This is a genomic window from Microbacterium pumilum, assembly GCF_039530225.1.
In the GTDB taxonomy this organism is placed as follows: Bacteria; Actinomycetota; Actinomycetes; order Actinomycetales; family Microbacteriaceae; genus Microbacterium; species Microbacterium pumilum.
This window is the reverse complement of the sequence record NZ_BAAAOH010000001.1, coordinates 3,923,850-3,949,415: the sequence shown is the minus strand read 5'-3', so window position 1 is coordinate 3,949,415 and position 25,566 is coordinate 3,923,850. Positions and strand designations below refer to the sequence as shown.

The following is a 25,566-nucleotide window of genomic DNA, read 5'->3' as shown; positions in this document are numbered from 1 at the left end:
TATCTGTCAAGCCCCCGGGAGTCTGAGTGGCGCGCGATTACGTTGCTCGTGGGAGGCAGCTGTGTCCATCATCACCGAGCAATCGGAGCCCGCACCCGCGAGTGCGGTGCGGACGCCGGCATCCGTCGACGCGGGCGATCCCGCCCACGGTGACACTGCGTCGACAGCCGGCGTAAGCGACCGTGTCACGCTCGCCCCAACGGCGGCGGCCGGCCCTTCGGACGCGGTGAGCGAGAGCATCGAGACCGCGCTGGATTCCGCCCGACAGATCGCCCGACTCGGAGTCGACATCGCGACGACGCTGGATTGGTGCGTCGAGGTCGGAGCAACCGCCCCGCGTCCGGGTTCCGGCGGCACCACGCAGCTGTGGGAACTGCTGGCCGGCACCGCTGCGCTCGACGTGGCCGCGGCGCGGATCCTCGAGCCCCACCTCGATGCGCTCGCGATCCTGGAACAATCGGGCACCGATCTCGCTCGCGGTCGGGACCCCTGGGGCGTCGGGGCGGTGCGCGCGACCCCGCGTTCATCGTGGGGCGTCTATGCGGCCGAGGCGCCAGGCTCGACGCTGCGCGCGACGCGCAATCCGGAGGCTTGGACCCTCAACGGGACCAAGGCGTGGTGCTCGCTGGCGCAGGACGCGAGTCACGCATTGGTGACCGCTCTCGTCGACGATGCGAACCGAGGACTCTTCGCGGTCGATCTGCGTGCTCAAGGTGTGACGGCGCAGCCCGGACCGTGGCACGCTCGCGGCCTCCCTCAGATCGTGAGTGCACCCGTGGCCTTCGCGGACGTTCCCGCCATCGCGGTGGGCGAACCAGGCTGGTACCTCCAGCGGCCCGGTTTCGCGTGGGGAGGGATGTCGGTCGCAGCCGTGTGGTGGGGCGCCGCCGCCCCCTTGCTGGGCTCACTGTCCGCGGCGGCGTCGTCGGCCCGCGCGGATCAGCTGTCGCTCATGCACCTGGGCAGGGCGGATGCCGCGCTCTGGGGTGCGCGTGCTGTGCTCGCCGAGGCGGCGACGCTGATCGACCTGGGCGGTGCCGCTGACCGCCGCAGCTCGAAGCTGCTCGCCGAGCGCGTCCGCACGATCGTCGTCGATGCCGTCACGCTCACGATGGCAGAGGCGGATGCGGCTCTCGGACCGGCGCCGCTCGTCGGGGATGCGTCCTTTGCCCGCCGCGTGTCGGATCTGCACCTGTACCTGCGCCAGCACCATGGGTTGCGGGATGTCGCACGCATCGGATGTGAACTGACGTCCTGGGAGCAGTCGTCCTGATGGTTGTCTTCTCGCACCTCGATGCCGGCACGGCGGAGTCGGTCTGGGACGCTGATGGGCGCCTCCACGAAGTGCCCGAACTGGACGTGGCGATCCGTCGACTGGTGGTCGTCGCCGCCCATCCCGATGACGAGACACTCGGCGCCGCCGGGCTGATGGCACGGGTGGCGGCCGCCGGCGCGAGGGTGACTGTGGTCGTCGCAACCGATGGGGAGGGCTCGCATCCCCATTCGACGACCCACACGCGTGCGCGGCTGTCCGCCGCGCGCCGGGATGAGGTCGTACGCGCCGTCCGGCACGTCGCGCCGGCCGCCGAGCTGCACTTTCTCCTGCTCCCCGATTCCGGCCTCCACGAACAGCGCGATGACTTCCGTCGCGACCTGTCACGGGTGCTCGATCACGAACGGACGGACTCCGCGGGCGGGAATGGCCTGCTCGTGGTCGCGCCCTGGTCGGGCGACGGGCACCGCGACCATCGCGTCGCCGCCGAGGTGGTGGCAGAGCTGTGCGCTGAGCGCGGCATCCGCCATCTCGGCTATCCCATCTGGCTGTGGCATTGGGCCCGTCCTGGCGAGGTGCCGTGGCGACACGCCGAGGCACTGACCCTGACCGATGAAGAGCGCTCGGCGAAGGGAGAGGCCATGGCTGAGCACCGCACTCAGATCGACCCGCTCTCGGAGTCCCCGGGTGACGAGCCGATTCTGCACGAACGGATGAGGATGCACTTCGAGCGCGCACGGGAGGTGTTCGTGCAGGAATCCGCCTCGTCGGCCTCCGTGCCGACGCAGTACTTCGACGGCTTCTACGACCGCCACGAAGACCCCTGGGGCTTCGAATCCCGCTGGTATGAGAAGCGCAAACGCGAGATCCTGATGGCTTCGCTACCCTTCCAGCGCCTCGGACGGGTGCTCGAAGTGGGATGCGCGACCGGGCACGTCACCGCCGAGCTCAGACTGCGAGCCGACACCGTGACCGCGATCGACGCCGCGCCCGCCGCGGTGGGCAAGGCGCGGCGCCGCGTGGTCGGCGACGACGTGCGATTCATCGTCGCGCGCGTTCCCGACGAGTGGCCCCAGGGCACATTCGACACCGTCGTGCTCTCAGAGATCGGCTACTACTTCTCGCCGGAGGATCTCGATCGGCTGATCGATCGAATCGAGTCGTGCGGGGCGGGCTTGTTGGTGGCCTGCCACTGGCGCCATCCCGTCTCCGACTATCCGCAAACCGGCGATGCCGTGCACCGGGCACTGCGACGCATGGCGGGATGGGACACCACGGTGAGCCACGAAGAGCGCGACTTCGTGCTCGAGGTCTTCGAGCGCTCCCCGGCGCGATCGGTGGCGCAGCGCGAGGGACTGGCATGACCGGAGCGCCGATCGAGGCCGTCATCGTGGTCGTCCCGGTGCACGACGAGGCCGCGCTGCTCGATCGGTGTCTCACGGCGCTGAAGATCGCCATCGATCGCCTCAGCGAGACCGGGATGCTCTGCATCGTGCGAGTCGTACTCGACGCGTGCGCCGACGGGTCGGCGCGCATCGTCGGCGCGCATGGACTGACCGCCCTGGCGGTCGAGGAGAACCTCGTGGGCGCGGCGCGAGCGCTGGGAATCGCGGCGGCGTGGAACGAGGTGGACACACTCGCACCGGACCAGGTGTGGATCGCCAACACCGACGGGGACTCGGCCGTGCCTCCGTCGTGGCTGACCGTGCAGATCGCCGCGGCGCACGCGGGCGCCGACATCTTCGTCGGTACGGTCCGGCCGGACTTCGCGGATCTCGACCCGCGTCACCAGCGGCACTGGCATGCCACCCACACGCCCGGCGTTCCCAACGGCCACGTGCACGGCGCCAGTCTCGGCGTGCGCGCAGGCATCTACTTCGAGGCGGGCGGATTCGAGGCGGCACCCGAGCACGAGGATGTGTCGCTCGTCGATCGCTGCCGGCGCCTCGGCGGAGAAGTCGTCGCTAGCGACGATGCGGAGGTGCTCACATCGGGCCGCACCATCGGACGTACGCCCGGTGGATACGCCGGCTACCTCCGTGAGCAGGCTCTCGCGATCGACATCGACTGACCGTGATGCGCTCGGCCGAGGCCGCGATCAGCGATTTCGTCCGCTGACCGGTCGGCCCGCCGCGCGGTCAGGCGTGGACGAGCGTCAGCGTCTCGGGTGAGAGCGCATGCTCGATGGCGAGCATGCTGGCACCGAGGACGGCGGCGTTGCGGGCGGCCGCGGACTGCACGATCGCCAGATGCTCGGTCGCGAGCGGGATCGATCGCGTGTAGACCACCTCGCGCACCCCGGCGATGAGGTGCTCGCCCACGCGGGCCATCGAGCCGCCGATGGCGATCACGGAAGGGTTGACGAGGCTCACGCAGGTCGTGAGCACTTCGCCGATGTCGCGGCCCGCCTGGCGCACCCCCTGAATCGCATCGATGTTCCCCCGCTTGACGAGATCCACCACATCGTCGCCGTTCTCGGCGGGAACCCCCTGGGCGCGCAGGGCGCGCGCGATGGCGGGTCCCGAGGCGAGAGCCTCGAGGCATCCTTTGTTGCCGCAGTGGCATGGCACTCCCGCGCCACGGGCGACCTGCACGTGACCGATGTCGCCGGCGATGCCCTGCGCGCCGCGCTGCAGCGATCCTCCCGAGATGACCCCTGCTCCGATGCCCGTGGCGACCTTCACGAAGATGAGGTGGTCCACCCCGGGCCACGCGAACGCCCGCTCGCCGAGAGCCATGATGTTGACGTCGTTGTCGACGAGCACAGGCACATCGAGGTGCTGCTGCACCCACCCCGGGACGTCGAAGCGATCCCAACCCGGCATGATCGGGGGATTCACGGGCTGGCCCGTGGAGTGCTCGACGGGTCCTGGCACGCCGATGCCGATCGCCGTGAGGTCCTTCGTCGAGCGACCGATGCCTTCGAGCATCGCGATGGCGTTCTCGACCGTCCACGTCAGCACCGGCACCGGCCCGAGCGTGACATCGAGCGGCTCGCTGTGTTCGATGATGATGGAGCCGGCGAGATCGGTGATGGCGAGAGTCGCGTGGGAGGCGCCGATATCGGCGGCGAGCACGAGTCGGGCGGTCGGATTGAGCGCGAACCGCGACGGGGGCCTGCCGCCGGTGGAAACCGTCTCAGCGATCGGGATGATGAGCCCCAGGCGCATGAGTTCGTCGACCCGCGCCGCGATCGTGGAGCGTGCGAGCCCCGTGGACTTCGCGAGTTCGGCGCGAGTACGCGGAACGCCGTCGCGCAGAAGCTGGAAGAGCTGGCTCACTCCCGACACCGTGGGAGTCGGCTCGATGGTCATCTTCGCCACATTCCGATTATCGGCGGGCTGCCGGGCGCCGAAGTCCGCCGGACTTTCGACGGGATGCCGCGCCCGCGTAACGAGGGTCGATCAATAGTCCGCTGCGACGCGGCGCGGCATCCGTCACGTCTGTCGTCCGGTGGGCTTGGCGAAGCGCTGCTGAAGCAGAACGGCGACCACGATGATGATGCCCTTCGCGACCTGCTGGACGGACGACGTGAGATTGTTCTGAACGAACACGTTCGTCAGGGTGGCGAAGATGAGGACGCCGAAAACGGTGCCGGTGATCGTGCCGCGTCCGCCGACGAGCAGGGTGCCTCCGACGACGACCGCGGCGATCGCGTCGAGCTCGTACAGCCCGCCGTGCGTTGAGGTGCCCGCGGTGGTGCGGCCGATGATCATGACCGCTGCGATGCCGGCGCACAGCCCGGAGATCGCATACAGCCACATGGTGTGGCGCTTGACGTTGATGCCCGCGAGGCGCGCCGCCTCGCGGTTGCCGCCGATCGCGACCGTGCGCCGGCCGAAGGTCGTGCGATTCAGGAGCACCCAGCCGAGGGCCGCGACGATCGCGAAGATCCAGATCAGCATGTCGACGCCGACGATGTCGAGGTTCATGAAGTTGATGAAGTCGCGGTTGCCGACCTGCAGCGTGCGACGGTTCGCGAGGATCTCGGCGAGCCCTCGCGCGGCCACCAGCATTGCCAGTGTCGCCATGAAGGCGACCACCTTGCCGTACGCGATCACGATGCCGTTGATGACGCCGGCTGCCAGGCCGACGGCGAGGGCGGCGACGACCATGACGATCCAGTGGGACTGATCGGCCGCATCCTGGAGGACTGCGAGGGTTGCCACGACCGATGCGAGGCCCATCACCGAGCCGACCGACAGGTCGATGCCGCCGGCGATGATCACGAGGGTCATGCCGATGCTGATCACACCGATGATCGAGGCCTGCCGCAGGATCGTCAGGATGTTGCTGACGCTCGTGAACGTATCGGGGGCGGTGATGGCACCGATGACGATGAGCAGCAGGAGGGCCACGACAAGGCCGAGGTTGCGGCCGACGGATCCGGACATGAACCTCTGGAACCCGGTCTTCTGGCCGCGGCTGTCGGGTTCTGGCTGCCCGACAGGCTGCGGGGGGATGTTCTGGATCCCAGCGGTCTGCTCGCTCACGCGGCGATTCCTTTCATGACGAGATCGAGCACTCCGTGCTCGTCGATCTGTGAGGCGGGAACGGTCTGCACCACGCGACCGTCCGAGATGACCAGGACGGTGTCGGCGAGCCCGAGCACCTCTTCGATTTCGCTGGAGACGACGACGACGGCGTTCCCGGCGGCGGCGAGACGGCGGATGAGGGCATAGATCTCGGCGCGGGCGCCGACATCGACGCCGCGGGTGGGCTCGTCCAGCAGCAGAACGCGGGTCCCGTGAACGAGCCAGCGAGCCAGCAGGATCTTCTGCTGATTGCCGCCCGAGAGGGTCATCGCGGCGCGGTCTGGGTCCGCCGGTCGCAGCTCGAGCGCCTCGATCTGCTCCAGCGTCGCCTTGCGTTCGGCACGCTCGTTCAGGAAGCCGCCTTTGGCGAACCGCGATACCGACGACAGCGTGACGTTCACATAGATCGGTTCGTCCAGCACCAGTCCCTGGCTCTTGCGCTCCTCCGGGGACAGGCCGATTCCCGCGCCCACCGCGGCGACGACCGAGCCGCGGCGAAGCGTCTTGCCCGCGACCTTCACCGCGCCCGCTGTCGCGGTCCGCGCGCCGTACACGGTCTCGAGGATCTCAGACCGACCGGAGCCGACGAGGCCCGCGAGCCCGATCACCTCGCCCGCGCGCACCGAGAACGACACATCGGAGAAGACTCCCGCAAGAGCGAGGCCCTCGACCTCGAGCACCGTGGGGGCGTCGTCGGGGACCGGCACCGCCGAAGGGAAGACGTTGGCCACCTCTCGACCGGTCATGAGGCGGATCAGCTCCGCGGTGGGAGTGTCGGCGACCGGGAGGCCGCTCGCCATCGAGCGTCCGTCCTTCAGCACGGTGATGCGGTCGCCGATCTGGCGTATCTCTTCGAGGCGGTGGGTGATGTAGACGACCGCGATCCCGGCCGAGGTGAGCTCGTTGACGACGTGGAAGAGGTTCTTGACCTCCTGGCCGTCCAGCACGGCGGATGGCTCGTCCATGATGATGAGCTTGATGTCGTGCGAGAGGGCGCGCGCCATGCTCACGATCTGCTTGTTCGCCGCGCTCAGGCTGCCGACTTCGGCATTGGGCGAGAGGTTGGCGTGGCCGAGGCGCCGCAGCAGCTCCCGGGTCTGCTTCGCCGCCTCGGAGCGGTGGGTGAAACCACCGCGCGAAAGCTCGTGCCCGAGGAAGATGTTCTCGGCAATGGTCAGACCGTCGACGACATCCAGTTCCTGGTACATCGTCGCGATGCCCAACTCGATTGCGGCCTCGGGAGTGGGGATCTCGACCACCTCACCGACCCACGAGATCTCACCCTCGTCAGGGCGGTGCACGCCCGCGAGCACCTTGATGAGCGTCGACTTGCCCGCGCCGTTCTGTCCCAGGATGCAATGGACTTCTCCAGGCAGAATCTCGAGATCGACCCCACGGAGCGCTTGGACTCCCGCGAACGACTTCGTCACGCCACGAACCGCGAGTAATGCCGATTGATGGTCAACTTTGATCACGTGCCGAACGTAACACGCCTACCGCGTCGATGCCGAGTCTCGATCCGGCAACGATGGTGCACGTCACAGGGCTCATGGCGGGACAGGGACACCCGATGACGCGTGCGAAATGACGACCCCATGACTTCTGACGGGCCGGAATCAAAAGATGACAACTCGCGGAACCGTTCTGCTACGGTGAGTCGCGTCAGCGTGGACCTCCTCGAGTGCGGGCAGCACTTTCCCTCTCGTGGCAGCGCGCTGCACCAGCTGCATCACATTCAAGGAGGAAGAAATATGCGCTCACACCTGAAGGCGCGCACGCGACTGATTCTCACCGGCACCGCCGTCATCGCCGCCGTCGGCCTGCTCGCCGGCTGCACCGGCTCGGGGGCGGAGGAGGACGTCGTCGACCAGGGCACCTCGAACGAAGAGAACGCGGAGTCCGGCGACACCGTCGTCATCGGCTTCTCGGGTCCCGCTGCCGACCACGGCTGGCTCGGTGCCATCAACTCGGGCGCCCAGGCCGCGGCAGACAGCTTCGACGACGTCGAGCTGAAGGTGGCAGAAGGCACCAACGACCCCATCGCGCAGATCGCGGCGGTCGAGGGCTTCGTCAACGAGGGGGTCGACGCCATCGTTCTGCTGCCCACCGACGGCGCCGCTCTGACCGAGGCCGCGATCGCCGCGATGAATGCGGGCGTGCCGGTGATCAACGTCGACCGCGTCTTCTCCAGTCCGTTCGCCGCGCGTGCGACCATTCTCGGCGACAACTACGGCATGGGCGTCAGCGCCGGCACGTACATCTGCGCAAAGCTCGGGGACAACCCGGACGCGATCGTCGCGGAGATCCCCGGCATCGATTCGCTGCCGCTCACGCAGGACCGCTCACAGGGCTTCGCCGACGCGCTCGAGGACTGCGGGCTCGAGGTCGGTCCTCGAGTGGCCGCAGACTTCACGGTCGCCGGTGGCGAGACGGCGGCATCCCAGCTGCTCTCGGCCAACCCGCAGATCGACGCACTCTGGAACCACGACGACGACCAGGGCATCGGCGTGCTGGCAGCCATCGAGTCCGCCGGTCGTGACGAGTTCTTCATGGTGGGGGGTGCGGGAAGCCTGTCCGCGATGGAGCACATCAAGGCCGGCGACTCGGTACTCGAGGCCACCGTCATCTACCCCTCGACGCAGGCCGCCGACGGCGTCGCACTTGCTCGCCTCATCGCGCAGTCCAAGACGATGGGCGACCTGATCACGCCCAGCATCCCGAACCGCATCGTGCTCGACGCCCCTGTCGTCACGGCGGACAACGTCGACCAGTTCATCGACCTCGCGTTCGAGTAAGCGCGACGATCCTCGCGGGGCGCCCGTCGATCACGGCGGGCGCCCCTCCCCGACCTTCCGAGAGGACACTTCGTTGACCGACACCCTTCGACCGGATGCTGAGCTTGCCCCGGTTGCTGAGATTGCCGAAGCAGAGGGACCGTTACGCGTCGCCATGATCGGCCACGGCTTCATGGGCGCGGCACATTCCCAGGGCTGGCGAGTCGCCCCCAGATTCTTCGATCTCGCGCGCGAGCCCGAGATGACCGTCGTCGTGGGGCGCAACGCCGCTGCGGTCGAGCACGCCGCCCGAAAATGGGGCTGGGCCGAGGCTGCCACGGACTGGCGCGACGTGATCGCGCGCGACGACATCGACGTCGTCGACGTCGTCACGCCCGGAGATACGCACGCCGAGATCGCGATCGCGGCGCTCGAGGCCGGCAAGCACGTCCTGTGCGAGAAGCCGCTGGCCAACACCGTGGCAGAGGCCGAGGCGATGACCGAAGCGGCGACGCAGGCGGCCGAGCGCGGCATCCGCTCGATGGTCGGCTTCACCTATCGGCGGGTACCCGCGGCAACCTTCGCGCGCGATCTCGTCGCCGCCGGAAGGATCGGCGAGATCCGTCAGGTACGGGCCGAGTACCTGCAGGACTGGCTGATGGATGCCGATGCCCCGCTCACCTGGCGGATGCAGAAGGACCGCGCCGGATCCGGCGCGCTCGGCGACATCGGCGCGCACGCCGTCGACCTGACCGAGTACATCACGGGGCAGAAGGTCACGACGGTGTCGGGCATCATCGAGACCATCGTCCCCGAGCGTCCGCTGCTCGGCGAGAGCGTCGGGCTGTCGGGAACCGCCTCGACCGAGCGCGGTGCGGTCACGGTCGACGACATCGCACTGTTCACCGGCCGGCTCGACTCGGGGGCGCTCGCCTCGTTCGAGGCCACGCGCTTCCGCACCGGCCGCAAGAATGCCTTGCGGATCGAGGTCGCGGGCTCGCTCGGCGCGATCTCGTTCGACCTGGAGCGGCTCAACGAGCTCGACTTCTACGACGCGACACTGCCAGAGACCGAACTGGGCTTCCGCCGCATCCTCGTCACGGAGCACGACCACCCGTACCTCTCGCCGTGGTGGCCGACCGGTCATATGCTCGGCTACGAGCACGGCTTCTCGCACCAGGTGTACGACTTCGTCACGGCGATCGTGGCCGGCACCCAGCCGCTGCCTTCGTTCGACGACGGCCTGCACGTGCAGCGTGTGCTCGACGCCGTCGAGCGCAGCTCCGCAGCCGGCAGCATGTGGACCCCGACCGACTGACCGAAGCCGCTCAGTCATCCCCGATCCCGGAAGGACACCGCAATGACGCGACCCATCACCCTGTTCACCGGCCAATGGGCCGACCTGCCGCTCGAAGAGGTCGCCCGCCTTGCGGCCGGCTGGGGCTATGACGGCCTCGAGATCGCCTGCTGGGGCGACCACCTCGACCCATGGCGCTGGGATGACGACGAGTACGTGCAGAGCAAGCTCGACCTTCTCGAGCGCTATGGACTGAAGGTGTGGGCGATCTCGAACCACCTGAAAGGTCAGGCGGTGTGCGACGACCCCATCGATCAGCGGCACCGCGACATCCTGCCTGATCAGGTGTGGGGCGACGGCGATCCCGAAGGGGTCCGCGAACGGGCTGCCGAGGAGATGAAGCACACTGCCCGGCTGGCGGCGAAGCTCGGCGTGAAGACCGTCGTCGGGTTCACAGGATCGAGCATCTGGAAGTACGTCGCGATGTTCCCGCCCGTCTCGCAGGAGGCGGTGGATGCCGGGTACCAGGACTTCGCGGACCGCTGGAATCCGATCCTCGACGTGTTCGACGAGGTCGGCGTCCGCTTCGCGCATGAGGTGCACCCCAGCGAGATCGCCTACGACTACTGGACGACGGTGCGCACGCTCGAGGCGATCGGCCACCGCAAGACGTTCGGACTCAACTGGGATCCGTCGCACTTCATCTGGCAGCAGCTGAACCCCGTCGACTTCATCCTCGAGTTCACGGATCTGATCTACCACGTCGACTGCAAGGACGTGAAGCTCAACCTCGGCAACGGTCGAAACGGCCGCCTCGGCTCGCACCTCGCGTGGGCGGACCTGCACCGAGGGTGGGATTTCGTCTCGACCGGACGCGGCGACGTGCCGTGGGAGGCATCCTTCCGTGCCCTGAACTCCATCGGGTACGACGGACCGATCTCGGTCGAGTGGGAGGACGCCGGCATGGATCGCCTGCTCGGCGCCCCCGAGGCGCTCGAGTTCGTGAAGAAGAACGCGTTCGCGGCACCCGAAGCGGCTTTCGACGCGGCATTCAGCAGCCGCTGACCGACGACGGGCTCGGGATGCCGGGACTGCCGGCATCCCGCCGCTGGAACGGGTGGCGGCACGGCCGTAGGTAGGGTTGTGCCATGACGACGACACCCCCCGGCTGGTACGACGACGGGCACGGCGCAATGCGCTGGTGGGACGGCACGGTGTGGACCGAGCACGTCGCGACGCCGGAACACGAGCCGGCCGCGTACGCCGAGCAGCCGAGCGGTGCAACCGAGCCGCTCCACCCCGACGCCCATGCGAGAACCGCCTATCCGGGAGGATACCCCGCAGGCTATCCCGGCGCCGAGGAGGCGGTGTATCCGCCCGACGCCGGCTACGCCGGGGCTTATCCCGCGGGCGAGCCGCCCGTCTATCCGACCGACGGCGGTGCGTTCATCGCGGCGACCGAACCCCGCAAGTCCCGGCTCTGGATCGTGTGGGTGGTGCTCGGCGTCATCGTCCTCGGGATCGTGATCGCGCTCGCAGTTCTCGTCCCCGTGCTCTTCCTCAGCTTGACCTCGAACGCCGGATCGTCTGGCCAGTCGACCGGTGGCACCTCGACGGAGGAGCCGGCCGAGATCGATCCGCCCACGGGTGCGGATGAGACGGCTGCGGCCGCTGCCGTCGAGATGTTCAATGACGCGATCGAGAGCAACGACTGCGCCGCGTACTTCGCATCGACGACGGAGCAGTTCCGCAACGCGCTCGAAGTCGTCGACTGCGACGAGTTCGCCCAGGCGACGGAGAACTTCACGACCGACTTCACGGACTACGAGCTGACTGTCACGTCGGTCGAGCAGGAGGGCGACTCGATTTCGGTCTACACGACCGAGACCTACACGAGTCCGCTCGACGACCAGGGCGAGGAGGCCGCCCAGCCTCAGCAGTACGAAGACCACTTCCGCTACATCGTGGTGGGGACGCCCGACGGCTGGCTGGTCGACGAGTCGTACTCCGCCGACCAATGAGCGAGGCTGCAGCCCGGCCTCGCAACCCGCGCTTCGTGCTCACGTGCATCGGCGTGGGCCTGCTGGCCGGACTGCTCTCCGGCCTGTTCGGCGTCGGGGGCGGCACCGTCATCGTTCCGCTGCTGGTGCTGATCCTCGGCTTCGACCAGAGGCTCGCCGCCGGCACCTCGCTCGCCGCGATCGTGCCGACCGCGACGGTCGGCGTGATCTCGTACGCCATCCATGGCTCGGTCGCGTGGATCCCCGGGCTGATCCTCGCCGTCGGCGCCGTCGTCGGCGCGCAGATCGGCACCTGGCTGCTGCCGCGGCTCTCGCTCACGGTGCTGCGCTGGTCGTTCGTCGGGTTCCTCGCAGCGGTCATCGTCAGCCTCTTCATCGTGGTCCCCTCGCGCGACGCGGACCTTCCGCTCACGGTCATCACCGTCATCGGACTGCTGGTGCTCGGGGTCGTCACGGGAACACTGGCCGGGCTTCTGGGCGTCGGCGGAGGCATCATCGTCGTGCCGACCCTCATGATCCTGTTCGGCGCGAGCGACCTCATCGCCAAGGGCACGTCGCTGCTCATGATGATCCCGACGGCTGTCTCAGGCACGGTCGGGAACATCCGCCGTCGGAACGTCGACCTCTTCGCAGCAGTGCTCGTGGGCGTCGCCGCGTGTACGACGACGGCGGTCGGCGCCTGGTTGGCGACGATCGTCGACCCGTTCACCGGCAACGTGCTGTTCGCCGTCTTCCTCGCGATCATCGCGGTGCAGATGGCGATGCGTGCCGTGCGCGGCCACCGCCGGTGACAGCCGGAGAGCGCCGACGCCCGCTCGATAGGATGGCACGGTGCCAGTGAATCCCGATCTTGTCGGCCGAAGCTTCCCGCCGACGGCTCCGTACCTCGTCGGCCGAGAGAAGATGCGCGAGTTCGCCCGTGCCGTCTTCGCGGATGACCCGCAGCACACGGATCCCGAGGCGGCCCGCGCGCTCGGCTACTCGGATGTCGTCGCCCCGGTCACATTCGCGATCGTCATTCAGGAGCAGGGACTGCAGCAGCTCCTGGCCGAGCCCGAGTCCGGCATCGAATTGTCACGGACCATCCACGCCGAGCAGCGCTTCCGGTATTCCCGGCCCATCGTGGCCGGCGATGAGCTGACCGCGCACCTCTCGGTCGTCGGCATCCGCACTATGGGGGGCAACGCCATGGTCACGAGCGAGACCCAGATCACGGATGCCGCCGGCGAGCACGTCGCGACCGCGACATCCGTCCTCCTCGTCGGGCAGGATGACGCATGAGTGCCCTCGCCGTCGGCGATGTGGTCGCCGAGCGCACCGTCCACCTCAGCCGCGAGTCCTTGGTGCGCTACGCCGGCGCGTCCGGGGACTTCAACCCCATCCACTACCGCGACGACGTAGCCGCAGCCGTCGGGCTGCCTGGGGTCCTCGCCCACGGCATGCTGACGATGGGGCTCGCCGTGCAGACGATCGTGCCGTGGCTCGGTGATGTCGGCCGCATCCTCGATTACGGCGTGCGGTTCACCCGGCCCGTCGTCGTCGATCCGGATGCCGGTGCCGACGTGTCGGTCCTCGCCAGGGTCGGTGCCGTCGACGACGAGACGGCTCGCATCGACCTGACCGTGACGTTCGAGGAAGCCACGGTGCTCGTCAAGGCGCAGGTGCGCATCCGCCTCGCCTGACCGATGCCAGAAGTCACGCCGATTCCGCTCGCGCAGCTCACGACGCTGCGCACCGGCGGCGCCCCCGCACGCATGATCGACGCGACCTCGGCGGACGAGCTCGTCGATGCCCTCCGATCGGTGTGGGCCGAGGGCGATCCTTGGCTGGCGCTCGGTGGCGGATCCAACCTGCTGATAGGCGACGAGCCCTTCGAGGGGACGGTCGTGCGAGTGCTCACGCACGGTATCGAGCGGATGCCGTCACCCCGGCCCGGCTTCGCACGACTGCGTGTGCAGGCCGGCCATGACTGGGATGCCCTCGTCGCGTACGCGGTGGGGGAGGGCCTTGCCGGCATCGAGGCCATGTCGGGGATCCCAGGTACCGTCGGCGCCGCCCCGGTGCAGAACATCGGAGCGTACGGGCAGGAGATCGTCCAGACGCTCGTCGAAGTCGAGCTCGTCGACGAGTCGACGGGCGCGGTGTCGGTCGTGCCGGCGGCCGAGCTCGGCCTCGGATTCCGCACCTCGGCGCTGAAGCACCACTACGGCTCGGCGCCCGCTCGGCAGGCGGTCATCCTCTCGGTCACGCTCGAACTCGCCGAAGTCGGCGACGGCCCGCGACCGATCGTGGGCGAGCAGCTGCGGACGGCGCTCGGCCTGCGCGAGGGCGAAGCCGTGCCGGTCTCGTGGATCCGCGATCACGTCATCGAGACACGCCGCCGCAAGGGGATGGTGCTCGACGGCGCCGACCCCGACACCTACAGCGCCGGATCCTTCTTCCAGAACGCGATCGTCTCCGCGTCGTTCGCCCGGACCCTGCCTGCCGAGTGCCCGCGGTGGCCGGTGACCCCCGACCTCGACCCCGTGCTCGTCATCCCGCTCGCCGCATACGACGGCTACGTGCCACCGCCGTCCGACGTCCAGTCCGAGGTGAAGGTCAGCGCGGCATGGCTCATCGAGCACGCCGGACTGCGCAAGGGCTTCAAGCTGCCTCGCTCGCGCGCGGCGCTGTCGTCCAAGCACGCCCTCGCGCTGACGAACCGAGGATCGGCGACCGCGGCGGAGCTGGCCGAGCTGGCCCGCTTCATCCAGGGTCGCGTGCAGTCCGAGTTCGGACTCATCCTCCAGCCCGAACCGGTGCTGGTGAACGTAGAACTCTAGCCCAGCCGCCCGGCCAGGTCAGGCGAAGAGCTCCTGAAGCCGCTGCACACCCTCGAGCAGTGCTTGGTCTCCGAGCGCGTATGACAGGCGCAGATAGCCGCTCGGGCCGAACGCCTCGCCGGGAACGACCGCGACTTCGGCCTTCTCGAGGATGAGGTCGGCCAGCTCCAGCGACGTGGTCGGAGTGATTCCGCGCCAGGTCCTGCCGAGCAGCCCCTGGACGTCGGGGTAGACGTAGAACGCGCCCAGCGGGTTGGGCACGGTCACGCCTTCGATCTTCGCGAGCTCGCCGACGATCAGCTTGCGGCGTCGATCGAACGCAAGCCGGAACTGCTCCGCCTCGTCCTGCGGACCCGTCAGAGCCGCGAGCGCCGCGCGCTGGGCGATGTTGTTCACGTTCGAGCAGAGGTGCGACTGCAGGTTGGCGGCGATCTTGATGGCGTCCTTCGGCCCGACCATCCAACCCACGCGCCAGCCGGTCATGGCGTAGGTCTTGGCGACGCCGTTCACGAGGATCGTCTGGGCTGCGGCATCTGGAACCGCGTCGACGATCGAGGTGGCACTCACACCCTCGTAGACGAGGTTCTGGTAGATCTCGTCGGAGATGATCCAGATGCCGTGCTCGACCGCCCATTCACCGATCGCGCGGGTCTCTTCAGGCGTGTAGACCGAGCCGGTCGGGTTCGAGGGCGACACGAAGACGAGCGCGGTCGTCCTGTCGGTGCGCGCCGCCTCGAGCTGCTCGACGGTGACCTTGTACTCCTGGTCGGCGCCGGCGAACACCTCGACGGGCACGCCGTCCGCAAGGGCGATCGCCTCGGGGTACGTCGTCCAGTACGGGGCCGGCAGCAGCACCTCGTCGCCCGGGTTCACGACGGTCTGGAACGCCTGATACACGGCCTGCTTGCCGCCGTTCGTGACGATGATCTGGGATGCGTCGACCTCGAGCCCCGAGTCGCGGAGCGTCTTGGCGGCGATCGCCTCCCGCAGCACGGGAAGCCCGACAGCGGGGGTGTAGCGGTAGTTCGCCGGGTCGCGCAGCGCCTCTGCGGCGGCATCCACGACGAACTGGGGAGTGGCGAAGTCGGGCTCGCCGGCAGCGTACGAAATGACCGGTCGGCCGGCGGCTTGAAGCGCCTTGGCCTTGGCGTCGACCTTGAGGGTCGCGGACTCGGCGATGGCGGAGAGCTTGCGGGAGAGTGGGGCGCGTTCTGTCACGCCTTCGAGCGTAGCCGGGTGTGCCCATCGTGTCGGGGCGACGAGCGTCGAGGAGGCCGGTCATCCCGCTTTGGCACGATGCGATGTGGCCGTGGGGGCATGGCGGCATGGGGGAGAAGCTGTGAGCGGATGCCGCGAACGCCGCCTCGAGGCGACATCCGCGACATCCGGGCCCGCTATTCGCTGTCGACGAGGTAGCGCGAATAGGCCGTGAGCGTCAGGAACGCCGGGAACTCCTCCCGCAGCGACACCTCGCGGAAGATGTCAGCCGCATCGTCGAATCGGTCCGTCCCTGAGCCTGTCGAAGGGTCGCGGCGCTCCACCTCGCTGAGCACTTCGGCGATCAGCCGCTCGATGTACTCCCGCGTGATGGGCGTGCCGCCCTCGGTCGAGCGATCCTGATGGATCCACTGCCACACCTGTGAGCGAGAGATCTCCGCGGTCGCGGCATCCTCCATGAGGTTGTCGATCGCGACGGCGCCGAGGCCCCGCAGCCACGCCTCGAGGTAGCGGATCGCGACCGACACGTTCGCTTTCACCCCCGCGGCGGTCACCGGCAGCCCGATGTGCACATCGAGCAGCTGCGAGGCCTTCACCTCGACGTCGTCGCGCTGCCGGTCGACCTGATTGGGCCGATCGCCCAGCACGGCGTCGAACTCGGCGCGAGCCACCGGGATCAGGTCGGGATGCGCGACCCACGTGCCGTCGAAGCCGTCGCCGGCCTCGCGCTTCTTGTCGGCCGCCACCTTCTCGAAGGCGCGCGCGGTGACCTCGGGGTCGCGCCGGTTCGGGATGAACGCGCTCATGCCCCCGATCGCGAAAGCGCCCCGGCGGTGACACGTCTTGACGAGGAGGTCGGTGTAGGCGCGCATGAACGGCACCGTCATCGTGACCTCGCTGCGGTCGGGCAGCACGAACCGCGCTCCGCGTCCGCGGTAGTTCTTGATGATCGAGAAGATGTAGTCCCATCGCCCGGCGTTCAGGCCCGCGCAGTGATCGCGCAGCGCGAAGAGGATCTCGTCCATCTCGAACGCGGCGGGCAGCGTCTCGATCAGCACCGTTGCGCGGATCGTCCCGTACGGGATGCCGATGTACTCCTCGCTGAAGGCGAAGATGTCGTCCCACAGCCGCGCCTCTTCGCTCGATTCGAGCTTCGCGAGATAGAAGTACGGGCCGCGACCGTTCGCGATCAGCCGTTCGGCGTTGTGGAAGAAGTAGAGGCCGAAGTCGACGAGTGAACCGGATGCCGACAGCCGGCGTCCGGAGCGGTCGATGAAGCGGATGTGCTGCTCCGCGAGGTGCCAGCCGCGCGGCCGCATCACGATCGTGGGGGTCTCGGTGGCGGTGACTTCGTACACTTTGCCCTCGGGACTCGTGAAGCTGAGTTCGCCTCGGATCGCGTCACGCAGTGACAGCTGCCCCTCGATGACGTTCTTCCAGGTGGGGCTCGTGGCGTCCTCCTGGTCGGCGAGCCAGACCTTCGCGCCGGAATTCAGCGCGTTGATCGTCATCTTCGGGTCAGTCGGTCCGGTGATCTCGACGCGTCGGTCCTCGAGTCCCGGGGCGGCGCCCGCGACCTGCCATTCGGCATCCTCTCGGATGTGGGCGGTCTCGTCGCGGAACCTCGGGTCGCGGCCGATGCCGACCTCGAAGCGCGTGCGCATCCGGTCGGCGAGGCGGTCGTATCGTCGCGCCGAGAAGCGGTCGTGCAGCGCGGTGAGGAACGCGATCGCGTCGGGTGTGAGGATCTCGTCGTAGCGGTCGCGGACCGCGCCGAGGATCTCGATCGTCGGCTGGTGCGTCGCGATCGGTCCGGTGAAGGTCCCTGAGCTTGTCGAAGCGTGGAGGGGACTGGTCGTGGGCGGTGAGCCCGTGTCGGTGATGGTCATGGCATTGTCCTGTCTGTGTGAGGGTGTGTCCCGCCATCCATGTCCCGAAATCCCTCGGTCTGCATCGTCGGAGCCGAGGGAAATCGGGACATGGATTGGGGGTCAGTGGAACTGCTGGGCCTCGGTGGATCCCACCAGGGCGAGGGTGGCGCTCTCAGGGTTGAGCGCCGTCGATACGCGGTCGAAGTAGCCGGTTCCGGCCTCCCGCTGGTGCTTTGTGGCGGTGTAGCCGCGAGCTTCTGACGCGAACTCGGCCTCCTGCAGCTCGACGTACGCGCTCATGGCGCGTTCGGCGTAGCCGTGAGCGAGGTCGAACATCGAGTGGTTCAGGGCGTGGAAGCCCGCCAGGGTGATGAACTGGAACTTGTAGCCCAGATCCGCCAGCTCCTGCTGGAAGGTCGCGATCTGCCGATCGTCGAGGTGGCGCTTCCAGTTGAAGCTGGGCGAGCAGTTGTACGCGAGCAGCTTGCCCGGGTACTGCGCGTGGATGGCCGCAGCGAACGCGCGGGCAAGTTCGATGTCGGGCTCGCCCGTCTCGACCCACAGCAGGTCGGCGTACGGTGCGAATGCCAGGCCGCGGCTGATCACCGCGTCGAGACCGGGCCGGACGCGATAGAAGCCCTCGGGAGTGCGCTCGCCGGTCGTGAACTCGCGGTCGCGCTCGTCGACGTCGCTGGTGAGCAGGTCGGCAGCGAGAGCGTCCGTGCGGGCGATGATGACCGTCGGCACGCCGGCGACGTCGGCGGCGAGCCGCGACGCGTTGAGCGTCCGGATGTGCTGCTGTGTCGGCACCAGAACCTTGCCGCCGAGGTGGCCGCACTTCTTCTCGCTCGCGAGCTGGTCCTCCCAGTGGATGGCGGCAGCGCCGGCCTGGATGAGGGAGTGCGCGAGCTCGTACGCGTTCAGCGGCCCTCCGAAGCCGGCCTCGGCATCAGCCACGATCGGGGCGAGCCAGTCCTGGGTGAGTTCGCCTTCGGCGTGCTCGATCTGGTCCTGGCGCAGGAGCGCGTTGTTGATTCGACGCACGACGGCCGGCACCGAGTTCGCGGGGTACAGACTCTGGTCGGGGTAGGTCTGGCCGGCGAGGTTGCCGTCGGCGGCGACCTGCCACCCGGACAGGTAGATCGCCTTGAGGCCGGCTCGCACCTGCTGCACCGCCTGACCGCCGGTGTACGCGCCGAGTGCGCGCACATAGTCCTCCGTGTTGACGAGGTTCCACAGGCTCTCCGCGCCACGCTGCGCGAGGGTGGAATCTTCGCGCACCGAGCCCCGGAGCGCGATGACATCCTCGGCGGTGTACGTGCGCTCGATGCCGTCCCACCGCGGGTCGGTCTCCCAGATCTCCAGGAGCTCCGCCGCGGTCTGCGTCTGGTCGCCCGCACGGAGCGGGGGGTGGCCGGGGGTGGAGTGGATCGTCATGTCGGGTCTCCTTCTCGGATGCCGCGGCAGTTCTCGGTCGCTGAGGCTGTCGAAGCGGGCGGGTGCTCGTATGACCACTCTGAGTGAACTTCCCCGACATCCCTCGCCGATTCGGACGTGAAGTTCAGGCATATTTCTGCTCCTGTGAGAGAATGCCGTCATGTCCACAGCGCTGCCTCACGGAAACATCGCCCCGCTCACCGACGATGAGGAAGTGGACTCATTGACGATCGGCCGCCGCATCCGCCAACTCCGCACCGAGCGCAGCATGACGCTCGAGGAGCTTGCGACAGCGGTCGACCGCGCTCCGAGTCAGCTCTCGATGATCGAGAACGGACGGCGCGAGGCCAAGCTCACGCTGCTCCGCGCGATCGCGCGCGCACTCGGCACGACGCTGGATGCGCTCCTCGAGTCGGAACCTCTCGGCGAGCGCGCGACGCTCGAGATAGGACTGGAGCGCGCCATGCGCGGTCAGACGTTCCAGGCGCTTGGCATCCCGCCGTTCCGCGTCGGCAAGACGGTGCCGACCGAGGCGCTCAAGGCGATGCTGGCGTTGCAGGGCGAGATCGAGCGGCTTCGCGACGAGCGCGCTGCCACCCCCGAAGAGGCGCGCCGGGCCAACGTCGCGCTCCGCAAGCTGATGCGCACCCAGAACAACTACTTCCCCGACCTCGAGGAGCAGGCACGACGGATCCTCGGTGCCGTCGACCACCCCGGCGGTCCGCTGACCCAGCGCACGGCATCCGACATCGCCGCGCACCTCGGATTCACGCTGCACTACGTGCCCGATCTGCCGCAGACCACTCGCAGCGTCGCCGACATCAAGAACGGCCGGCTGTACCTGTCGAGCCGGCTGACGTCGAAGGGTGATCCGCGAACTGCGGTGCTGCAGGCGCTGTCGAGTCGGATGCTGGGCCACAGCGAGCCGACGAGCTATGCCGAGTTCCTCCGCTAGCGTGTCGAGACGAACTACCTGACGGGTGCGCTGCTCATTCCCGAGGCGCACGCGGTGCCGTTCCTGAAGGACGCGAAGCGCGATCGGGCGATCTCGATCGAAGACCTTCGCGATGCGTACTCGGTCTCGTACGAGACGGCGGCGCATCGCTTCACGAATCTCGCATCGGTGCATCTCGGCATCCCGGTGCACTTCCTCAAGGTGCACGAGTCGGGCACCATCACGAAGGCGTACGAGAACGACGACGTCAACTTCCCGGCCGACCGGCTCGGTGCGATCGAGGGCCAGATGTGCTGCCGCAGGTGGACGTCGCGGGTGGTCTTCGACGTCGACGATCACTTCAACCCGTACTACCAGTACACCGACACCGGCAACGGGACGTACTGGTGCACGGCGCGCGTCGAGTCGTCGAGCGAGGGCGCCAACTCCGTTTCAGTCGGTGTCCGGTTCGACGACACGAAGTGGTTCCTCGGGCGCGATACGCCCAATCGCGGCGTGTCGAAGCACTCGGTCGAGGTGTGCTGCCGCCGGGCTCCCGCGGAGCTCGAGGCCGCTTGGCGAGACAACTCGTGGCCCAATGTGCGCACCCCGCGCACGCTGCTCGCGACCCTTCCGACCGGGGCGTTTCCCGGGGTGGACACGACCGATGTGTACGAATTCCTGGAGGCGCACGCGCCGGTCTGACCACGGCGCGGTGACCGCCGGTGCGAAGTTCAAGCGATCGAGGCGTCGCAGTCGAGATCCACAGGTTCATCATGGCAGTGTCAGTCAGCGCCCGGCGATCAGGTCTGCCGCCTTCGCGAAGACCGACGTGCGATCCGACGAACCGGATGCCTCCGCCCGATCAGCCGCGTGATACGCGGTGTAGATCGTCTTGACCGCGAGCCAGCGCAGCGGTTCGACCTCCCAGCGCTTCGCGCGGTGCGCGACCCACGGCAGGCGAGCGAGGGCGGTGTCGCGACGCAGGACCAGGTCGGCGAGCGTGCGTCCGGCGAGGTTCGTGGCCGTGACGCCCGTGCCGACGTATCCGCCCGCCCAGCCGACGCCGGTGGCGGCGTCCAGCCCCACCGTCGCGGCCCAGTCCCGCGGAACCCCCAGCACCCCCGCCCAGGCATGTTCGATCGGCACGTCGGCCGCAGCGGGGAAGAAGTCGCGCAGGAACGCGGAGAGCGATGCGATGGTCCGCTGCTGCGTCCGGCCATCGGCGTCGACGCGCGAACCGAAGCGGTAGGGGACGCCGCGCCCGCCGAAAGCGATCCGGTCATCGGCGGTCCGCTGCGCGTACATGTACACGTGCGCCATGTCGCCGACGACCTCGCGCCCCGACCAGCCGATCTGCTGCCAGACGGCGGCGGGCAGCGGCGCTGTCGCGATCATCGACGAGTTCATCGGCAGCCATGTGCGGTGCTCGCCCGCGAGGTCGGCCGTGAAGCCCTCCGTGGCACGCAGCACGAAGGTGGCGCGCACTGTGCCGCGATCGGTCACCGCGCGACCGGGAGCGATCTCCGACACCCGGGTGCCTTCGAAGATCGTGACGCCCATCCGCTCGACAGCGGCGGCGAGGCCGGAGACGAGCTTCGCGGGATGGATGCGTGCAGCGTGCGGATGCCACGCCGAGCCGAGTGCGCCGTCGATGAGGATGCGGCGGGCGGTGTCGCCGGCATCCCACACCTCGAGGTCGGTGTGCGGCCACGCCTGCTCTGCGCCAGCCCAGTCCGTCAGGCGGGCGAGCTGGGACGGGGTTCGGGCGACCGAGACCTCGCCGCCCTTGACGATGTCGGCCGCGATGCCCTCGCGCGCCGTGACCGCGATCACCTCGTCGACGGTCTCGTTGAGCGCTCGCTGATGTGCGATGGCGGCATCCCGCCCGTGGGACTTCTCGTAGCGCTCGCGCCCACCCGTGACCGAGTTCGTGAGCCAGCCGCCGTTGCGGCCGGAAGCGCCGAACCCGGAGAAGCGCTGCTCGAGCACGAAGATCCGCAAGTCGGGCTGCGCGCGCTTCAGGTAGTACGCGGTCCACAGGCCCGTGTAGCCGGCGCCGATGATCGCGACATCCGCATCCGTCGACCCGCCCAGCGGGGCGCGCACCGCCGGCGCACCGCCGAGCTGCCGCCACCACCACGAGACCTCGCCGTTGCGCACCTGGGCATCCACCACGCGCCCCATCCTGCCCCCCGCCCGCCTCCCTCCCGAGATCACATGCTCTCGGTGAGGTCACAGCGCGTCGTGCCCCATGGGGTGTGGAACCGCCGAGAGCATGTGATCTCGCGCACCGGGACAGCGCGAGTGCGAGTGCGAGTGCGAGTGCGAGTGCGGCTCAGCCCGCGTCGAGCGCGCGGAGCGCGGCCCAGAGCTCGGCCCGGGTGGCGAATGCCGACAGGTCGCTGCCGAGCTCGCGCTCGGCGAGCGCCAGTCGGGCGCGCACAGTGTGACGGTGCACGCCGAGCGCGCGGGCCGATGCCTCGTGCGAGCAGTCGTGGTCGAGCCACACGCGCACAGTCTCGACGAGGTGGGTGCCGTGCTCCGCGTCGTGAATCGTGAGGGGAGCGAGCTCCGCTGCAGCGAGAGCACGTGCGTCACTCGACAAAGCCGACAGGACGCCCGAGCGCGCGACCGACGAGAACTCCGTCACCGGGCCGTTACCGCGGTCGCGCGCGACGCGCGCCTGGTCGACCGCCGCCCCGAACTCGTCGTACGACACCGGATCCGACACGCCGATGCGCACATCGAAGCGTGCGGCGATCTCGTCGATCGGGCCGCGATCGCCGGCCGGGGCGACGATGACGAGGCCGTTGTCGCCGCGACCGAAGAAGAGGGTGCCGCGCCTTTCATCGACGCGCAGTTCGAGCAGTTCGGCCACTGCGTCTGCGCCGGCGGCCGCGGCATCCGTCAGCGCGACGACCACCGGTGCGGGCGGGAGCGGTCCCCAGAGGTCGCGCACGATCCGACGGGCGAGGGTGGGGTCGCCCGTGAGGAGCGACTGCACGAGCCCGGCGCGCAGCGCACCGCGAGCGCGACTCAGCCCCTGATGCTGCTCGAGCGCCAAGCCGGCCATCGCGATCACAGCGGTGACCACGCCGCGGCCTTCTTGGTCGAGGTCGCCGGCGGCTATCGCGATCAGGCCGCGAAGATGCCCGCCGCGACCGAGCGTCTGGAGTGTGAACGGGGTCTCGCCGAGGCGCAGGGACGACCCGGCCCGTGCGCCACGCCGAAGCACCGTGTCCACCTCGAGGCGCAGGTCCGCTGCCGTCGCGGCATCGAGCCCCAGCGCCGGGTGCTCGCGCACCAGCTCGCCGGCGGCGTCGTACATCCCTACCCAGGTGTTGAGCTGGCGAGCGAGCTCGGCGAGCGTCGCGCCGAGCCCATCCGGCCGGAGCGCCGCGAGCGCGATCGCGCGTTGAGCGGCGAGAGACCAGCTTCGGCGCGCGTAGGACTGCGCCGCGATCGCCTCGGCGTTGGCCCGGGCCACGGCGATGAACGGGGTGCGGTAGGGGACCTCGAACAGCGGCATCCGCTCATCGCGACATGCCCCGGCGAGTGCCGGCGGAATGCCATCGCGCACGACTTCGGTGCCGAAGCCGAGCCCGACCACGCCCCGCAGCGTCAGTCGCCGCACGTACGCGCGATACGTCTCGGCATCGTCGCCAGTGCCCTCGAACTGCGTTCCGGTGGTCAGCAGCACGAGCCCCTCGGAGAGGAAGGGTGTCGGGTCGGCGAGGTCGGAGCTGTGCACCCACCGCACCGCACGGTCGATGGTGCCCTCTTGGATCGCGCTCTCCTCATCGAGCCGCAGCCGCAGGTCGGTCCGCGCGAGCAGCGCGCGCAACGTCGGGGTCTCGCTCACGGCCTCCATGCCGACCTCCCGCAAGTACCTGTGTGTACCGCTCGTACAGTGACGTACCGAGAATGTACAGGACGGCAGGTGTCGCCGGATCATTCCACACCCTACGCTCGCCCACATGAGCACGACCGACACGATCACCGCGCCCCCGCTCGGCGGACCAACGCTCCCGCAGGAGCGACGCATGGTCACGAGCATCCCTGGTCCTCGCTCGCAAGAGCTTCTGGCGCGCAAGGCCGCCGCGGTCGCAGCCGGAGTCGGCCACACCGCGCCCATCGAGGCCGTGGCAGCCGGTGGCGGCGTCATCGTCGACGCCGACGGCAACTCGCTGATCGACCTCGGCTCGGGCATCGCCGTGACCACTCTCGGCAACGCGCACCCCAAAGTCGTCGCCGCCGTCCAGGCGCAGGTGGCCCAGTTCACGCACACCTGTTTCATGATCTCGCCGTACGAGTCGTATGTGGCGGTCGCCGAAACCCTCAACCGCATCACCCCGGGCGACCACGAGAAGAAGAGCGCACTGTTCAACTCGGGAGCCGAGGCGGTCGAGAACGCGGTGAAGATCGCGCGCAAATACACGAAGAAGCAGGCGGTCGTCGCGTTCGACCACGGCTACCACGGCCGCACCAACCTGACGATGGCGCTGACTGCCAAGGCGATGCCCTACAAGAGCGGGTTCGGCCCGTTCGCGTCGGAGATCTACCGCGCCCCGCTCTCGTATCCGTTCCGCGACGGTCTGAGCGGGCCGGATGCCGCCAAGCGGGCGATCTCGCTCATCGAGAAGCAGGTCGGTGCAGACAACCTCGCCGCGATCATCATCGAGCCGATACAAGGCGAGGGCGGCTTCATCGTGCCCGCCGACGGATTCCTTCCGGCGCTCGTGGACTGGTGCCGCGCCAACGGCGTGGTCTTCATCGCCGACGAGATCCAGACCGGATTCGCCCGCACGGGCGAGATGTTTGCGAGCGATCTCTTCGGCATCGTGCCTGATCTGATCACGACCGCCAAGGGCATCGCGGGGGGCCTGCCCTTGGCGGCCGTGACCGGCAGGGCGGAGATGATGGATGCCTCGCACGCGGGCGGCCTCGGAGGCACGTACGGCGGCAACCCGGTCGCGTGCGCTGCCGCGCTCGCCGCGCTCGACGCCTTCGAGAACGACGGCCTGATCGAGCGGGCACGCGAGGTCGGCGACATCCTGAAGCAGCGCTTGACCACGCTGCAGGCAGCCGACCCGCGGCTCGGCGACGTGCGCGGACACGGCGCGATGATCGCGGCCGAGTTCGTGGACCCGGCGACAGGCGAGCCGGATGCCGCGCTCACGGCGGCGGTCGCCAAGACCTGCATCTCTCAGGGCGTCATCGTCCTCACGTGCGGCACCTACGGGAACGTGATCCGTTTCCTCCCGCCGCTGGCCATCACCGACGACCTGCTCCACGAGGGCCTGGACGTCGTGGCCGAAGCACTGTCCAGCACCTAACCCGCCTCCGCCTCCGCGCCCGGGCCCACCCCATCCCGAATGCGC

General features: G+C 68.8%; 20 protein-coding genes and 1 pseudogene. 13 read left to right on the top strand and 8 right to left on the bottom strand.

Translation table 11 applies throughout. From position 1 onward, the window contains the following. The first annotated feature begins 61 nt into the window (after positions 1–61). The 3 genes from ABD188_RS17855 to ABD188_RS17845 are packed head-to-tail and all read left to right on the top strand — an operon-like array spanning position 62 to position 3,344. Complete coding sequence (locus ABD188_RS17855; protein ID WP_344065473.1) at positions 62–1,273, top strand: acyl-CoA dehydrogenase family protein; 1,212 nt, start codon at positions 62–64, stop codon at positions 1,271–1,273. Next, positions 1,273–2,637, top strand: coding sequence for a PIG-L family deacetylase (locus ABD188_RS17850; RefSeq protein ID WP_344065470.1), 1,365 nt, complete (start codon positions 1,273–1,275; stop codon positions 2,635–2,637). Before ABD188_RS17855 ends, ABD188_RS17850 begins: the two co-directional genes overlap by 1 nt. After that, the gene (locus ABD188_RS17845; protein WP_344065467.1) at positions 2,634–3,344 is read left to right on the top strand and encodes a glycosyltransferase family 2 protein; all 711 of its coding nucleotides are present in this window, start codon (positions 2,634–2,636) and stop codon (positions 3,342–3,344) included. The genes ABD188_RS17850 and ABD188_RS17845 overlap by 4 nt, the downstream gene beginning before the upstream one ends. A 67-nt stretch (positions 3,345–3,411) precedes the next feature. Here ABD188_RS17845 and ABD188_RS17840 read toward each other — a convergent pair whose 3' ends face one another. From ABD188_RS17840 to ABD188_RS17830, 3 genes are all read right to left on the bottom strand, one after another. Next, entirely contained in the window at positions 3,412–4,587 is a 1,176-nt protein-coding gene (locus tag ABD188_RS17840) for an ROK family transcriptional regulator (RefSeq protein WP_344067226.1), read from the bottom strand. A gap of 123 nt (positions 4,588–4,710) precedes the next feature. Further along, complete coding sequence (locus ABD188_RS17835; RefSeq protein WP_425561356.1) at positions 4,711–5,766, bottom strand: ABC transporter permease; 1,056 nt, start codon at positions 5,764–5,766, stop codon at positions 4,711–4,713. Then, positions 5,763–7,238 carry a sugar ABC transporter ATP-binding protein gene (locus ABD188_RS17830; protein ID WP_344065464.1) on the bottom strand — a complete coding sequence of 492 codons (1,476 nt, stop codon included), beginning with the start codon at positions 7,236–7,238 and terminating at the stop codon, positions 5,763–5,765. The genes ABD188_RS17835 and ABD188_RS17830 overlap by 4 nt, the downstream gene beginning before the upstream one ends. Positions 7,239–7,559: 321 nt before the next feature. On the opposite strand from ABD188_RS17830, the gene ABD188_RS17825 reads away from it, so the two are divergent. From ABD188_RS17825 to ABD188_RS17790, 8 genes are all read left to right on the top strand, one after another. Continuing rightward, positions 7,560–8,603, top strand: coding sequence for a substrate-binding domain-containing protein (locus ABD188_RS17825; RefSeq protein WP_344065461.1), 1,044 nt, complete (start codon positions 7,560–7,562; stop codon positions 8,601–8,603). Between the two features lie 154 nt (positions 8,604–8,757). After that, positions 8,758–9,900 (top strand): Gfo/Idh/MocA family protein, encoded by a 1,143-nt coding sequence (locus ABD188_RS17820; RefSeq protein ID WP_344067221.1) that lies wholly within the window; start codon positions 8,758–8,760, stop codon positions 9,898–9,900. Between the two features lie 42 nt (positions 9,901–9,942). Beyond that, a complete protein-coding gene (locus tag ABD188_RS17815) occupies positions 9,943–10,944 on the top strand; it encodes a sugar phosphate isomerase/epimerase family protein (RefSeq protein ID WP_344065458.1) in 1,002 nt (333 codons plus the stop codon). Positions 10,945–11,027: 83 nt separating this feature from the next. Beyond that, on the top strand, positions 11,028–11,900 hold the full coding sequence (locus tag ABD188_RS17810) for a DUF2510 domain-containing protein (protein WP_344065455.1): 873 nt from the start codon (positions 11,028–11,030) through the stop codon (positions 11,898–11,900). Further along, positions 11,897–12,691, top strand: coding sequence for a sulfite exporter TauE/SafE family protein (locus tag ABD188_RS17805; RefSeq protein WP_344065452.1), 795 nt, complete (start codon positions 11,897–11,899; stop codon positions 12,689–12,691). The genes ABD188_RS17810 and ABD188_RS17805 overlap by 4 nt, the downstream gene beginning before the upstream one ends. Before the next feature lie 40 nt (positions 12,692–12,731). Continuing rightward, entirely contained in the window at positions 12,732–13,181 is a 450-nt protein-coding gene (locus ABD188_RS17800; RefSeq protein ID WP_344065449.1) for an FAS1-like dehydratase domain-containing protein, read from the top strand. After that, positions 13,178–13,582 (top strand): MaoC/PaaZ C-terminal domain-containing protein, encoded by a 405-nt coding sequence (locus tag ABD188_RS17795; protein WP_344065446.1) that lies wholly within the window; start codon positions 13,178–13,180, stop codon positions 13,580–13,582. Before ABD188_RS17800 ends, ABD188_RS17795 begins: the two co-directional genes overlap by 4 nt. Positions 13,583–13,585: 3 nt before the next feature. Next, positions 13,586–14,722: a UDP-N-acetylmuramate dehydrogenase gene (locus tag ABD188_RS17790; protein WP_344065443.1), complete on the top strand. Its 1,137-nt coding sequence runs from the start codon at positions 13,586–13,588 to the stop codon at positions 14,720–14,722. A gap of 18 nt (positions 14,723–14,740) precedes the next feature. Here ABD188_RS17790 and ABD188_RS17785 read toward each other — a convergent pair whose 3' ends face one another. From ABD188_RS17785 to aceA, 3 genes are all read right to left on the bottom strand, one after another. Then, positions 14,741–15,940, bottom strand: a complete 1,200-nt coding sequence (locus ABD188_RS17785) for a pyridoxal phosphate-dependent aminotransferase (protein WP_344065439.1) — start codon at positions 15,938–15,940, stop codon at positions 14,741–14,743. Between the two features lie 176 nt (positions 15,941–16,116). After that, positions 16,117–17,829 (bottom strand): malate synthase A, encoded by a 1,713-nt coding sequence (gene aceB, locus ABD188_RS17780; protein WP_344065437.1) that lies wholly within the window; start codon positions 17,827–17,829, stop codon positions 16,117–16,119. A gap of 102 nt (positions 17,830–17,931) precedes the next feature. Further along, complete coding sequence (aceA, locus tag ABD188_RS17775; RefSeq protein ID WP_344065434.1) at positions 17,932–19,248, bottom strand: isocitrate lyase; 1,317 nt, start codon at positions 19,246–19,248, stop codon at positions 17,932–17,934. Positions 19,249–19,408: 160 nt separating this feature from the next. On the opposite strand from aceA, the pseudogene ABD188_RS17770 reads away from it, so the two are divergent. Then, positions 19,409–20,887, top strand: a pseudogene (locus ABD188_RS17770) (helix-turn-helix domain-containing protein). A gap of 84 nt (positions 20,888–20,971) precedes the next feature. Here ABD188_RS17770 and ABD188_RS17765 read toward each other — a convergent pair. Beyond that, complete coding sequence (locus ABD188_RS17765; RefSeq protein WP_425561383.1) at positions 20,972–22,345, bottom strand: NAD(P)/FAD-dependent oxidoreductase; 1,374 nt, start codon at positions 22,343–22,345, stop codon at positions 20,972–20,974. Between the two features lie 175 nt (positions 22,346–22,520). Further along, positions 22,521–24,056, bottom strand: coding sequence for a PucR family transcriptional regulator (locus ABD188_RS17760; RefSeq protein WP_344065432.1), 1,536 nt, complete (start codon positions 24,054–24,056; stop codon positions 22,521–22,523). 106 nt (positions 24,057–24,162) lie between these two features. Here ABD188_RS17760 and gabT point away from each other — a divergent pair, with 106 nt between their 5' ends. Beyond that, positions 24,163–25,521, top strand: coding sequence for a 4-aminobutyrate--2-oxoglutarate transaminase (gene gabT / locus ABD188_RS17755; protein ID WP_344065429.1), 1,359 nt, complete (start codon positions 24,163–24,165; stop codon positions 25,519–25,521). Positions 25,522–25,566 lie beyond the last annotated feature (45 nt).